This window comes from Shewanella sp. CG12_big_fil_rev_8_21_14_0_65_47_15 (genome assembly GCF_002783505.1).
GTDB lineage: Bacteria > Pseudomonadota > Gammaproteobacteria > Enterobacterales > Shewanellaceae > Shewanella.
In genome coordinates this window covers 1-13961 of record NZ_PFGL01000015.1, presented here as the reverse complement: position 1 = coordinate 13961, position 13961 = coordinate 1, and the positions used below count along the sequence as shown (strand labels likewise).

At 48.3% G+C, this 13961-nt stretch carries 9 protein-coding genes; 3 read left to right on the top strand and 6 right to left on the bottom strand.

The window, feature by feature from the left end:
* The first annotated feature begins 105 nt into the window (after positions 1-105).
* Entirely contained in the window at positions 106-2625 is a 2520-nt protein-coding gene (locus tag COW15_RS03965) for a PBP1A family penicillin-binding protein (protein ID WP_293630210.1), read from the top strand.
* Between the two features lie 91 nt (positions 2626-2716).
* On the opposite strand, the gene argH is transcribed toward COW15_RS03965, so the two are convergent.
* From argH to argC, 5 genes are all read right to left on the bottom strand, one after another.
* Positions 2717-4084 (bottom strand): argininosuccinate lyase, encoded by a 1368-nt coding sequence (argH, locus tag COW15_RS03960; protein WP_293630209.1) that lies wholly within the window; start codon positions 4082-4084, stop codon positions 2717-2719.
* Between the two features lie 92 nt (positions 4085-4176).
* Complete coding sequence (locus COW15_RS03955) at positions 4177-5400, bottom strand: argininosuccinate synthase (RefSeq protein WP_293630208.1); 1224 nt, start codon at positions 5398-5400, stop codon at positions 4177-4179.
* A gap of 60 nt (positions 5401-5460) precedes the next feature.
* Positions 5461-6366, bottom strand: coding sequence for an ornithine carbamoyltransferase (locus tag COW15_RS03950; RefSeq protein ID WP_293630207.1), 906 nt, complete (start codon positions 6364-6366; stop codon positions 5461-5463).
* A gap of 12 nt (positions 6367-6378) precedes the next feature.
* Entirely contained in the window at positions 6379-7161 is a 783-nt protein-coding gene (argB, locus tag COW15_RS03945; protein WP_293630206.1) for an acetylglutamate kinase, read from the bottom strand.
* A gap of 31 nt (positions 7162-7192) precedes the next feature.
* The gene (gene argC / locus COW15_RS03940) at positions 7193-8173 is read right to left on the bottom strand and encodes an N-acetyl-gamma-glutamyl-phosphate reductase (protein ID WP_293630205.1); all 981 of its coding nucleotides are present in this window, start codon (positions 8171-8173) and stop codon (positions 7193-7195) included.
* A 638-nt stretch (positions 8174-8811) separates the two neighbouring features.
* On the opposite strand from argC, the gene ppc reads away from it, so the two are divergent.
* Together ppc and COW15_RS03930 are read left to right on the top strand one after the other, a co-directional pair.
* Positions 8812-11481, top strand: a complete 2670-nt coding sequence (gene ppc / locus COW15_RS03935; RefSeq protein WP_293630239.1) for a phosphoenolpyruvate carboxylase — start codon at positions 8812-8814, stop codon at positions 11479-11481.
* On the top strand, positions 11481-12026 hold the full coding sequence (locus tag COW15_RS03930; protein ID WP_293630204.1) for a DUF1439 domain-containing protein: 546 nt from the start codon (positions 11481-11483) through the stop codon (positions 12024-12026). The genes ppc and COW15_RS03930 overlap by 1 nt, the downstream gene beginning before the upstream one ends.
* Before the next feature lie 88 nt (positions 12027-12114).
* Here COW15_RS03930 and COW15_RS03925 read toward each other — a convergent pair whose 3' ends face one another.
* Positions 12115-13389 carry a CinA family nicotinamide mononucleotide deamidase-related protein gene (locus tag COW15_RS03925; protein ID WP_293630203.1) on the bottom strand — a complete coding sequence of 425 codons (1275 nt, stop codon included), beginning with the start codon at positions 13387-13389 and terminating at the stop codon, positions 12115-12117.
* Positions 13390-13961 lie beyond the last annotated feature (572 nt).

Here is a 13961-nt window from a genome sequence, read left to right as displayed (position 1 = left end):
TCAAGATTTTACAAATGCTATTTAAGCGCTATCACGTTTTTGCTTCACCAAGACGTGCGCGCCTTATATACTGTCGCACTTAACTGAACATTAGGATCAATTTAGGTGAAGTGGTTAAAACGTATTGTTATAGCTCTATTCAGTCTAGCCCTTCTAGGCGTAGGCGCCATTGTTGCAGCATACTTTTATGTTTTACCGGACCTACCGGATGTTTCAACGCTAAAAAATGTGCAATTACAAACGCCTTTGCGCATTTACAGCAGTGACGGCAAACTGATATCTCAGTTTGGTGAGAAACGCCGTATTCCATTGAAGCTAGATGAAGTGCCTAAACCTCTGCTGCAGGCTTTCCTTGCCACCGAAGATGCGCGCTTCTATGAGCACGGCGGTATTGATCCTGTAGGCGTACTGCGTGCCGCGGTAGTGATGTTAACTACGGGGGAAAAGAAACAAGGTGCGAGTACCATCACAATGCAGGTGGCGCGTAACTTTTTCCTTACCCGTGACAAAACCATTATTCGTAAAGTGAAGGAAATTTTTATTTCCTATCATATTGAGCAGCTACTCACCAAAGATGAAATCCTCGAGCTCTACGTTAACCGCATTTATTTAGGCCAAAGAGCCTATGGTGTGGGCGCCGCCGCGCAGGTGTATTTTGGAAAGAATGTGCAGGATCTCAGCCTATCTGAAATGAGTATGATTGCGGGTCTGCCAAAGGCACCTTCGACCCTTAACCCTATTACTTCCCCCTCGCGCGCATTGGCTCGTCGGAATGTCGTCTTAATGCGAATGAATGAAGTGGGCTATATCAATCAAGCTGAATATCAAGCCGCTTTGCAGGAACCTTTGATCGCTAAGTACCACGGCGCCGAAATTGATCTCTATGCCCCTTATATTTCTGAAATGGCACGGGATTATATGGTGCAAAAATATGGTGAAGAAGAAGCCTATACCAACGGCTACAACGTCTACACCACTATTTCATCGGATCTTCAACTATTAGCCCAGCAGGCTTTACGTAATAACGTCTACGCCTACGATGAACGCCATGGCTACCGTGGTCCAGCGGCGGTCATGTGGACGGATGTAAAGCCTGATAATGCTCAGATCCAGGCAGAACTCGCCAAAATAACGCCTGTGCAGGAATTGCAGCCAGCGGCAGTATTAAGTGTCGATGGTCAACAAGCCACGGTACTCACCGCCAAAGGTGCAACCAAAGCCATTAAGTGGGATGGACTTAAGTGGGCGCGCAAATTTATTACCGATAAACGTCAAGGTGCTGTGCCTAAATCTGCCGCCGATATGCTCAGTGTCGGTGAACGTATTTGGATCCGCAATAACGGTCAATATTTACAGTTGTCCCAAGTACCCGAAGTTGCCAGTGCCACCGTATCGCTCGATCCCTACAATGGTGCCATTCGAACCTTAGTGGGTGGCTACAGTTTTAGCCAGAGCCAATATAACCGTGTGACTCAGGCCAAACGTCAGTTAGGTTCGAATATTAAGCCTTTTATCTATGCCGCCGCATTAGAGAAAGGTTTTACCTTAGCGACCCTAATTAACAACGCGCCGATCAACAAACCCGATATTAGTCAAGGTACCGCATGGCGTCCTAAAAACTCGCCCGATATCTATGGCGGTCCAACACGTTTACGGGTGGGCTTAGCCCAGTCGATTAACGTGATGTCGGTAAGGGCCATGCGCCATATTGGTTTAGATGCGGCCATTGCCGAACTGACCAAATTTGGCTTCGATCCTAATGACTTACCGCGCAACGAATCTTTAGCCTTAGGTTCTCCTTCGGTCACGCCTCTGCAAGTCGCTACCGCCTTTAATGCGTTTGCTAATGGTGGCTTCTTAGTGGAACCCTTCTATATTGAGCGTGTAGAAGACTCCTATGGAAATGTGATTGAAAAAGCCAATCCGACGTTGGCCTGTGAACCTAATGGGGCTACAGCACAGTCTTCAAACGAGACGATGGTTTTTGGTGACAGCAACTTAGCAGCCGAGGCGCCTGCCGCGCAGTGCTTTGAACAAACGGGTCGTTTTGCGCCACAAATTATTTCTGAACAAACTGCTTTCTTAATTACCGAAGCACTAAAGAGCGTAATTTGGGGGGGTGGTGATTGGAGTAAAGGCACTGGCTGGCAAGGTACGGCTTGGCGTGCGGCCCAGTTAATTAAACGACACGATATTGCCGGCAAAACGGGGACGACTAACGAATCCCGTGATACTTGGTTCAGTGGTTTTAGTCCAACACTCACTAGCACTTTCTGGGTCGGATTCGATGATCACGGTCGCCAGCTCGGTAGAACCGCATGGAATAGCAACGGCGAAAAAGATCAGATCACCGGCACCGAAGCGGGCGCTAAAACCGCAGGTCCTGGCTGGAACGAATTTATGAACAGTGTCTTACAAGGCACACCTGAAACCACATCGATTCCACCAGAAGGTATTGTCTCGGTACGGATCGATTTAGCAACGGGTAAACTCACGCGCAAAACCGACTATACCAGCGCATTCGAATACTTCATTTCGGGCACTGAGCCGAAGGAATATATCAGCGAAACTCAGGATGAAAATAACCTCTTCATCGATGCGCCAACGGACGACTTATTCCAATAAACGAGTCATAAAAAGTCATTGCCGCGATCCGGAATGACCCAATAAAAAACGCGACCTAAAGTCGCGTTTTTTATTGGCTTAAACAAGCGAGTTAGCGAGCTTTTTTCGCCGCTATTGCCTGTTGAATTTGTGGCAATGCAGTACCACCGAGCACATCGCGTTTCGCTAAACAAGCTTCAATCGTGAGGTTAGGATAAACATCATCCTCAATGATGGCGGCAAAGGTTTTTAATTCGGCCAAGGAGAAATCCTCGAGCGGAATTTGCTTAGCTATCGCGGCAACCACGACTTCACCCACAACGTGGTGTGCCTCACGGAATGGCATACCTTTAGACACTAAATAATCGGCCAGCTCAGTCGAGTTGGCATAACCTTGCTGCGCGGCTAACAGCGCATTAGGACGATTCACCACTAAACCCGATAACACTAACGCCGCCATATCGAGGCAAATTGCCCAGCTATCGACCACGTCAAACAGGCCTTCTTTGTCTTCCTGCATATCTTTGTTGTATGCCAAAGGCAGCGCTTTCATGGTGGTGAGAATACCCACTAAACTGCCATAAACCCGGCCCGTTTTACCACGGATAAGCTCTAATGCGTCGGGATTTTTCTTCTGTGGCATCAGGGATGAACCCGAGGTCACTTCATCACTCAGGGAAATAAAGTTGGCTTCGCCCGAGTTAAAGAAAATCAAATCTTCGGCCATACGGCTTAAATGCATCATGCTGATCGATGCCGTTGAACACAGTTCTACTACGTGATCTCTATCTGACACACTGTCTAAACTGTTGAGCGTCGGCGAGGCAAAATTCAGCGCCGCGGCCAGTGCATGTCTATCCATTTTATAGGCCGTGCCAGCAAGAGCGCCTGAACCTAATGGACAGGTGTTAGCGCGGGTTAACGCATCGGCTAAACGGCTGATATCCCGCTCAATCATTTCCACATAGGCTAAACACCAGTGGCCAAAGGTTACAGGTTGAGCGCGCTGCAGATGAGTGTAACCCGGCATTACCGCATCAAATTCACGTTCAGCCAACGCCAGCAATTCAGTATGTAAGCTTTGAAGGCGCGCGAGTAATGCTGCTCCTTCAGATTGACACCAAAGCTTTAAATCGGTGGCGACTTGATCGTTACGGCTACGGCCAGTGTGCAGTTTCTTACCGAGATCGCCCACTTTGGCAATCAGGGCCGACTCGACGAAACTGTGAATATCTTCGGCGCCCGAAGCGAGAATAATCGCCGGATCGCCCTGCACTTCCACCAGCAGCTCATTAAGCGCTTTTTTCAAGTCGCTGCATTCGGTGGCAGTGATAATGCCGACGCTGGCAATCGCATCGGCCCAAGCGATAGAGCCGACCACATCCTGCTCGAACAGGCGATAATCCACGGGTAGCGAATCGTTGAATAATTTGAATAGCGCGCTGGTTTCGCCCTGAAATCTTCCACCCCATAAAGCCATGCTCAATCCCCTCGGTCACTGCTTTTAATACGTTAAAGCCATTAAAACTAAAGATATAAAAAAGGGCGCCTGGCGCCCTTTAAGCCTGCCTACTACTTAGCGTTGAGTGCGCGGATGCGGCTCGCTAATGAGTACAGGCGGATAAAGCCTTCTGCATGTTTTTGATCGTACACTTGATCTTCACCGAAGGTCGCAAACGCTTCGGAGTACAAGCTGTTGGGTGAACGCTTCTTCACCGCCGTCGCTTGGCCTTTGTAGAGTTTAACCACGACTTCACCGTTCACTGATTCAGCCAATGACTCAGATGCCGCCAGCAGTGACTTACACAGAGGCGTAAACCAACGACCGTCATACACTAGATGCGCCATTTGTGCCCCCACCTGCTCACGCCAATTACGGCTGGTCTTGTCGAGTACCAGCTCTTCAATCGCACGCAGTGCCGCGAACATTACAGTGCCGCCCGGTGTTTCGTAACAGCCACGAGACTTCATGCCGACTAAACGGTTTTCGGTAATATCGATACGACCCACACCGTGTGGCGCAGCAATGGCGTTTAATGTCATCAGCACACCATAAGGTGTTAATGCCTCACCATTCACTTTAGTCACACGGCCATGTGCTACTTCTAGCGACACATATTCAGGCTTGTTCGGTGCATCTTCAGGATCGGCAGTCAGCGTCCATACGCCTTTGCTTGGCTCGTTCCATGGATCTTCTAACTCACCACCTTCATGGGAAATATGGAAGGCGTTGGCATCACGGCTATAAATTTTAGTCGCTGAGGCTGATGTCTTGATATTGCGCTCGGCGAGATAGGCCAGCAGATCTTCACGGCTCTGCATGGTCCACTCACGCCATGGTGCAATCACTTTTAAATCCGGCGCTAAGGCGGCGAAGCAACCTTCGAAACGCACTTGGTCGTTCCCTTTACCCGTACAACCGTGGCAAAGCGCATCGGCCCCCACTTTACGGGCCACTTCAACCTGCGCTTTGGCAATGATAGGACGCGCCATTGAAGTACCGAGTAAATAAGTGCCTTCATAAATCGCACCGCTCGCAATCGTTGGGTAGATATAGTCTTTAACGAATTCTTCTTTCAGATCGACGATATGACATTCCGATGCGCCCGAAGCTAAGGCTTTTTCAGTCAAGCCAACCAGCTCTTCTTCACCTTGGCCGACGTCGGCGCAGAATGCGATGATTTCACAGTTATCGTAGTTTTCTTTTAACCAAGGAATAATGGCCGAGGTATCTAGACCACCCGAATAGGCTAAAACCACTTTTTTCACGCCAGTATTTTTGTTCTCGATAGACATCTTAAATTCCTATGACTCGTTTCTCACCTAGGAGAAAACAGGCTGCTAAACAGGGTTAATTTAACTAAATAAGGTTACCAGTACCGCATTTTGAGCATGCATCCGATTTTCGGCTTGTTGCAGAATTAGGGAGCCTGCGCCGTCCATCACTTCATCTGTTACTTCTACACCTCGGTGGGCGGGCAAACAATGCATAAAAAAGTGAGCGCCCGCTTTCGCCATCAAGGCTTTGTTGACTTGGTATGGCGCAAACTTCGCTTTGATATCCGCCAGCGGCGTTGGGTCGCCCATGGAAATCCAAGTATCAGTATAGATAGCGTCGTGACCTTCGATAGCATCAATATCTGAGGTCAGTACAATCTTACCGCCATATCGGTTAGCGAGTTCTTGCACTTCCGCCACTACGTAGCCATCAGGAAAGTGACCCGCAGGGCAGATCACTGTCATGGTGGCACCGAGAATAGCCGCGCAGTACATCAGCGAGTTAGTGACATTATTACCATCACCAACATAAGCTAATTTGGCTTTGCTGACATCCTCAAACTGCTCGGCGAGGGTTAAAAAGTCGGCTAATGCTTGGCAAGGATGGTACAAATCCGACAGCGCATTGATCACAGGCACAGTGCCAAACTCGGCTAATTGTTCGATGGTATTGTGCGAATAGGTTCTCGCCACAATCGCATCGGCCCAACAGGACAGGTTAGAAGCAAAGTCAGCAACCGATTCCCGTTTACCCAGCTCACCGTTTTGCTGATCTAGGTATAAACAGTGACCACCGAGCTTATTAATACCGATATCAAAGCTAACGCGGGTTCTGAGCGAGGGCTTTTCAAATAACATCACCACACTCTTGCCATCCAGCGCATGGCGATACTCCGCCGGATTGGCTTTGATCGTCTTTGCCAAGGCAATGAGATCCTGTAACTGCTGCTGTGTTAAGTCTTTTATCGATAGTAAATGCTTCATAACCTACTCCGCTTATGGTTGAATTTGTGTTCCTACGGCTTCACCTTTTGCTAATGCGATTAATTGGCTTGCATCACGCCACGAGGCAACTTGAACCGCCTGCCCCATCCACTGTGCGACTTCGAGCGCAGCTTCAACTTTGACCTTCATTCCCTTTTCAATCACACCTTGTTTGACAAGGTCTGCTATCTGCTTGCCATTTAAACTGTGGATGAGTTGGCCTTTACCATCGAGCACACCCGACACATCCGACAGCAGCACTAACTTGCCGCCCACTAATTTGGCTAGTACCGTCGCCGCTTGGTCCGCATTGACGTTAAGCATTTGGCCATCGTCCATCATGGCGATCGAGCTACAAATCGGCATCCAACCTTGCTCGAGGATAAACTTAAGATAAGTGCCATCTTTCGGTGTCACTTCACCCACTAGCCCTAAACGCTCATCTTTAATCTTGGCCGACACAGTATTGCCATCGGCGAGGCTCATGCCCACACTCACAATCCCAGCTTTAGTCGCTGCGCCTTGAAGAATTTTGTTCGAAGTCCCCGCGAGTGCGCCGGCAATAATCGGCATTTGCTCAGGTGGGGTCACCCGTAAACCTTCTAACTTGACGGTTTCCATGCCGTTGGCCGCTAACTGTTCATCCACCAAACAACCACCGCCATGCACCATCAACACTTGCTGACCATTGGCTAACATAGCCGCAGCCGTATCCATTAACCGCGCCATCCCCATTTCACATTGCAGCAGCGCGCCGCCCACTTTAAGCACTAATACTGAGTTGTTTGTAGACATCTTGACGACTCTCTTAAATAAGGATGAACAATTAAAGGTTAAAATGAATCTTTATGCATTGCAGCGCTTGGCTGGCAGCACCTTTCATCAAATTATCGATGGCACTGGCTACCACTAAGTAACCGCTATTCTCATCAAACTTCCAACCTAAGTGGCAATTCGGTGTTAGCACCACATCGTCCACTTTCGGGAACTGATTATGCTTCACGGTCACCAATGGCGCCTGGTCATACACGCTATAGGCATCTGCCACATCGGCAGTCGTAGTGCCTGGTTTTAGCTGCACTGTAATAGTCGCCAAAATGCCACGCTTAAAATTGCCAAGGTGCGGGGTAAATATCACTTCTTGCCCAAGTTGAGTAGCGATCTCGGGTTGATGTCTGTGGCCCAATACGCCGTAGGGTGTCAGGCTCACTTCACAAAAACTGGTGTGTAACTGCGCCTTACGGCCCGCACCCGTTACGCCGCTCACGGCATTGATCACCGGATAAGCCGATGTCAGTAAACTCGCCAGCGGTTTTAACGCTGTCAATGATGCGGTTGGGTAACAACCTGGCACGGCAATCATCTTAGTCGCCGCGATTTCTTTCGCATTCCATTCGGCAAGGCCATATACGGCTTTGGCTAAAACCTCAGGATATTCATGTTCAAAGCCATACCACTTAGGATATTGCGCCACATCGCTAAAACGATAGGCACCGCTTAAATCGAATACAGCTAACCCTTGGCTATAAAACCAAGCGGCTAAATGTAAGCTCACCGAATGCTCGGTCGCCAGCACAACGGCATCGGCTTCGGCAACGATTTTTGCCTTAGCCTCATCGGACAATGGCGACAGCGTTAACTCAATATGGCTATAGCTAGGGTACAAATCCGCTAAAGGTTTACCTTTATCTAAACTGTTTTCAGAAACATACAAACCCTGAATCGTCAGTTCTGCTTCTGCATGGATTAAAGCGGTTAGTTGTGCGCCTGTGTAACCACTGGCACCAATAATGGCGATATTTTTCATGTGTTGTTGTCTTATTAACCGAATCAAAGAAACTTAAAGAATAGATGAATAGCGTACACGCAACCGCGCATATCTATGATGACAAGACTATCGTCGCAGGAAATGGTATTGGGTTGTTATTGTATTCACTGTCAGGTTAATGCTTTGCATCATGATATTTACTCTACAGGTCACAGTGGGTGACTCATCTCAACTGCAGGCTAGACTACCACAAAGATCTAATTATGCAATATATGTGAATATATATTTTTAGTTTATTTTTATGTTTCTTACTAAAATGCCGCTCTGGCCAGCCAGTCACTTATTCAGCTAACTCGTTAATAACTCAGTTATCCGTGGCAAATTTATGCAAAATCAGTCCTTTTTATTAACAACTAAGATACATGCTTGCAAAGCGCAAAATGATGCACTTCATATTCACTTGCACTAATCATCACAAAATATTGCGTGACTTCGCATATCTATTGAATATTCTTCAACGAACATTGCGATTAGTTGCATATCAGATAAGCCAGTCGTATAAGTTATAAGTTCTGCTGTTGACCATAGCCCCAGGTGATAGGTATTGTGCTAACGGGCTAAATGTACGGCAGAATTTTCATGTTTTTCTATTCGGAGTCACTATGGCTGAAGTAACTATGGCTGCCACCAAGGCAGACAGTATGACAGATATGTATGCGTCATTAAGATCAAACGTGAGTATGTTAGGCCAAATCCTCGGTGACACTATGCGCACCCACCTCGGGGACTCTTTTCTCGAGAAGGTAGAACAGATCCGTAAACTTGCTAAAGATTCACGCCGTGGTGACGAAGCCGCTAGAGAGCAAATGCTCGAGTTACTCACCGCCCTCCCAGACGAAGAATTAGTTCCGTTTGCGAAGGCATTTAACCAGTTCCTCAATTTAGCCAATTTATCCGAACAATTTCATACCATTAGCCGTAACTGTGATGAACTTGTCTGCGTGCCCGATCCCGTGGAACAGCTCCTAGGCCGCATGTTAAATGGCCGAGTAGATCAAACTAAAATGTTGGATTGCTTAAAAACATTAGATATAGATCTGGTGCTCACGGCCCATCCAACGGAAATCTCCCGTCGTACCCTGATCCAAAAGTACGCTGCCATTGTGGACTGTCTTGCCGAGCAAGAAAACAACCAGTTGTCGGATAGAGAACGTCAGCAAATCAATCTGCGCCTGCGCCAATTAATCGCGCAAATCTGGCACACCAATGAGATCCGCCGTGAGCGTCCAACGCCTGTGGACGAAGCCCGTTGGGGATTATCGACCATCGAAGAGTCACTCTGGCATGCGGTGCCTGATTTCTTAAGACAACTTAACGACCAAGTGCAGCAACGCACGGGTCAACAATTACCGATTGATATCGCGCCAGTGCGTTTTTCAAGCTGGATGGGTGGCGATCGCGACGGCAACCCCTTTGTTACTGCGAAAGTCACCCAAGAAGTACTCGATCGCAACCGCCATGCCGCCGCTAGATTATTCTTAAAAGACATAGTCCTGCTGGTTGGCGAACTGTCGATGGAAGAAGCCAATGATGAGTTAAAGGCTTATACCAATAACAGCTGCGAGCCATACCGCCATGTGCTGCGCTCACTTCGCCAAAGACTGCGCGATACCATAGATTATTTAAATGCGCGCATCGAAGGCCACAATCCTGAAGTCGATAAGTCGAGCCTGATTTGGCAAGAAAGCGATCTCAAAGCACCGTTAGAAATGCTTTATAAGAGTTTAACCGACTGCGGTATGCGCTTAATCGCAAACGGTTTATTGCTCGATATTCTGCGTCGTCTCGCCTGTTTTGGCATTCATATGCTCAGACTCGACATTCGCCAAGATGCCAGCCGTCATAGCGATGTGCTCGCCGAGTTAACTCGCTATCTCGGTATGGGTGATTTCAACCATTGGGATGAAACCGAGAAACAAGCCTTCCTATTACGCGAACTCAGCAACCGTCGTCCACTGATCCCAAGCAACTGGCAACCGTCAGCCGATGTGGCCGAAGTGCTTAATACCTGTCGTTTAATTGCTAAACATCCGGCAAAAGCACTCGGATCCTATGTGATTTCGATGGCGGGTAAACCCTCGGATGTCTTAACCGTTTTGCTGTTACTCAAAGAAACGGGCTGTTCGCACCCAATGCGCGTGGTGCCACTGTTTGAAACCTTAAGCGACTTAAACAACGCCGCGGCATGTATTACCGATTTGCTCGATATCGACTGGTACCGTGGTTACACCAAGGGCATGCAAGAGGTGATGATCGGTTACTCTGACTCAGCTAAAGATGCCGGTGTTATGGCGGCGGCTTGGGCTCAGTATCACGCTCAAGAGCAGTTAGTCGCGGTCTGTAAACAAGCGGGCGTCAAGCTTACGCTATTCCATGGCCGTGGTGGCAGCATTGGTCGCGGCGGCGGTCCTGCACACAAAGCGATTCTATCCCAACCACCGGGTTCGGTAGATGGTCGTATTCGCGTGACTGAACAGGGCGAAATGATCCGCTTCAAGTTTGGCTTGCCAAAACTCGCGGTTCAAAGCTTAGCCTTGTATACCTCGGCCGTATTGGAAGCAACCCTATTACCACCGCCAGAGCCTAAACAAGAATGGCGCGATTGCATGCAACGTATCGCGGAAGAATCAGTAGGCGCATACCGTGGCATAGTGCGTGATGAACCTGATTTTGTGGCTTATTTCCGCGCGGCAACGCCAGAAGTGGAATTAGGAAAACTACCACTCGGCAGCCGTCCTGCCAAACGTCGTGTCGATGGTGGGATTGAAAGCCTACGGGCAATTCCGTGGATCTTTGCTTGGTCGCAAAACCGTTTGATGTTACCCGCATGGCTCGGCGCCGGCGAAGCACTTCAGGCCGCCAGTGAACGCGGTGAAATGGGCTTACTCCAGGATATGGAACGGGAATGGCCCTTCTTTAGCACACGAATTTCAATGCTGGAAATGGTCTACGCCAAGGCGGAACCTAATTTGGCCCGTTACTACGAAACCTGTTTAGTACCGAAAGACTTGCATCACTTAGGCGAAACCTTGCGCCAACGCTTAGATCTGGGCATTAAAGTCGTGCTCGAACTGACAAAATCAGATAGTTTAATGGCGCATACACCGTGGAATCGCGAGTCAGTAAAACTCCGCAATCCCTATATCGATCCATTAAACTTCTTACAGACCGAGCTATTAGCGCGGACACGTAAGGAAACAACCGAAACTCCCGCGTCTGAACATGTGCAGTTAGCGCTAATGCTAACTATTGCTGGTGTAGCAGCGGGAATGAGAAACACAGGTTAATGAAAAAACTTTCCCGCACGATTTGCTTGGGACTCACTGTACTGCTGGGTGGCTGCGCCTCGCAGTACAGTATCAGCGAGCACGAAATGGAGCAGTACCTCAGTAAAGAAATTCACTTTGAGGTTAAGCAAGGCAATCAATTCGTTGGCGCAGAAGTGCGCATTAACGACATTAGTGTCAGGCTAGGTGCAAAACCTGACACTATGAGCGTAAGTGCCGCTACTCAGGTATCGATTAAGAATCCAATCTTTCCATTGAGTGCCAAACTCACGACGACTTTCGAAGCCAAACCTTGGTATGACAGCGCAACCCACAGTGTCTATCTGCGCCAGCTCGAATTAGTCAAAGTGGAGTCAACGCCAAAAGATATTGAAAAAGCCATCAGCAGTGCCACACCACAGGTGATGGGTTATCTAAGGCAATTCTTAGAAAACCAGCCTGTGTATGTGCTTGATACCAAGGACAGTAACCAAGCACTGATGGCAAAAATGACCGAAAGCATTCAAGTTTCCCCTGGCAAATTAGTGCTTAAGTTCACTAAATAACTGATTTTTCGGGATCACACTCCATAAAAAATGCTCCCTCGGGAGCATTTTTTTTACAGACTCCAACCTAGAGATATCCACAAATCCCTTACTTGCTAAATCGCCCAATCGATTGATAATCGACAATGACGGCTTCAGCTAAAAGCTCACGTCTTAGCATATCGTAGGCCACTGCCGCACTTAGGCTACGCACCAGATCCCGCGAACGTCGTGGTAATTTAATCATCTGGCTATAAACACCGCCGCGAGTCGCCAATGCAATCGCCACTGTGCCCACAGGCTTCTCTTCTGTGCCACCATCGGGCCCCGCAATTCCACTGGTTGCCAGCGCGTAGTCACTGTCTAAAATTTGCCTTGCCCCCTTAGCCATTTCCTCCACAGTCGCAATCGAGACAGCGCCATGATCATCTAAGGTTGAAGGGCTAACACCGAGCACACGCACTTTAGATTCATTACTGTAAGTCACTAAGCCGTGCTGTAAGTAAGATGAACTGCCGGGAAAGTCGACCAATTGACTGGTGATCATGCCGCCAGTGCAGGACTCGGCAACACTTAAGGTCAAGCCGGAGTTGAGTAGCTTATAGTGAATTTCTTCGGCAAGCGTCGCTTTATCTTCCGCAACAACCGCAGTACCCAGCACCATCTTAATGTGCCCAGCGACCCGAGGTAATACCGCAATCGCCTTCTCGCCACGGGCAAAAATCTTAATTTCAATATGCGGCATAGAAGAACGGTAACCAATAGTAATGCCTTCTGGCAGTTCTAATGGCTCTAACTTATCCGCCAACGCCGACTCGCCTTGACCTATAGTTAATAATTTTTTTAATGCGACCTTGGAATCGAGATTAAACTCTTCGCGGATAAAAGGCACAAACTGCTCTGTAACCATGTGCTTAAGCTCAAAAGGCACACCAGGAGTAAAGAATAACCAAGCACGGTTAAGCTTAACTCTAAAGCCACAGGCAGTTCCCACTGGGTTATCAACCATCACGGCCGACTCTGGCAACATGGCTTGTTTGAGATTACTTAAGGGCATTTCACGGTTATTGCGGGTAAACCAGTCTTCTAAACGCTCACGCCACTCCGCATTCTCGATCAGACGTTCACCCTTCGCCTTAGCCATCGCTAAAGCTGACATATCGTCACTCGTCGGCCCGAGACCACCATTAACGAGAATCACATCGGCATGTAAACTACGTTCTTGGAAAACCGCAATCAGATCCTCGAGGCGATCGCCGACTGTCACTCGACGCTGGATCTCGACACCATGCTCCATCATAGTACTGGCGAACCAGGCCGCATTGGTATCAACAATCTGACCCGATAGCACCTCTTCCCCAGTACAAATCATCTCTAACTTCATCTCTGATCCTTATCTACCCCAATAAATTAAAACATAAGGTAAGTAACCGCTTAACTAATAGCAATAGCTAGGATCGATCTAGAACTCAGATCGCTGTAGCGAAATCAAAGCATTGACAAGACAAGTGTATAAATAACCGCCTATCAGTACTTATTATTAATATGGTGGAAACTGCAAGAAGGTGTGATGGAGAGAAAAAGAGGAGGGAATACACGAATTGAGTGCAAACGAGGCTGAATGTGATAAATAACAAACGCAAAAAAGCCAGCTTATTCAGCTGGCTTCGTTACATCTCAATGAGATAATTAGGCGCTTGGCGATGACCTACTCTCACATGGGGGTGAAATCATGGCGCTATAAATACGTAGTATTTAGCCATGATTGAACGCGAAGAAGCTTGTCTTCGTAGCCGGGGAGCCCGCTTAGCGGCGGGTCGACATCGAGGTAGATTTTCGCGGAGCGTATAAACACCAAAACCCTAGCGATTTAGGCTAAGGCTTTGGTGTTTATTTAGGCGCTTGGCGATGACCTACTCTCACATGGGGAGACCCCACACTACCATCGGCGCGATT

Coding starts and splice junctions, on each gene's coding strand:
- ppc (WP_293630239.1), top strand. CDS start 8,812: ATGGCTGCCACCAAGGCAGACAGTATGACAGATATGTATGCGTCATTA.
- COW15_RS03955 (WP_293630208.1), bottom strand. CDS start 5,400: ATGTCTATCGAGAACAAAAATACTGGCGTGAAAAAAGTGGTTTTAGCC.
- COW15_RS03930 (WP_293630204.1), top strand. CDS start 11,481: ATGAAAAAACTTTCCCGCACGATTTGCTTGGGACTCACTGTACTGCTG.
- argH (WP_293630209.1), bottom strand. CDS start 4,084: ATGGCTTTATGGGGTGGAAGATTTCAGGGCGAAACCAGCGCGCTATTC.
- COW15_RS03925 (WP_293630203.1), bottom strand. CDS start 13,389: ATGAAGTTAGAGATGATTTGTACTGGGGAAGAGGTGCTATCGGGTCAG.
- argC (WP_293630205.1), bottom strand. CDS start 8,173: ATGAAAAATATCGCCATTATTGGTGCCAGTGGTTACACAGGCGCACAA.
- argB (WP_293630206.1), bottom strand. CDS start 7,161: ATGTCTACAAACAACTCAGTATTAGTGCTTAAAGTGGGCGGCGCGCTG.
- COW15_RS03950 (WP_293630207.1), bottom strand. CDS start 6,366: ATGAAGCATTTACTATCGATAAAAGACTTAACACAGCAGCAGTTACAG.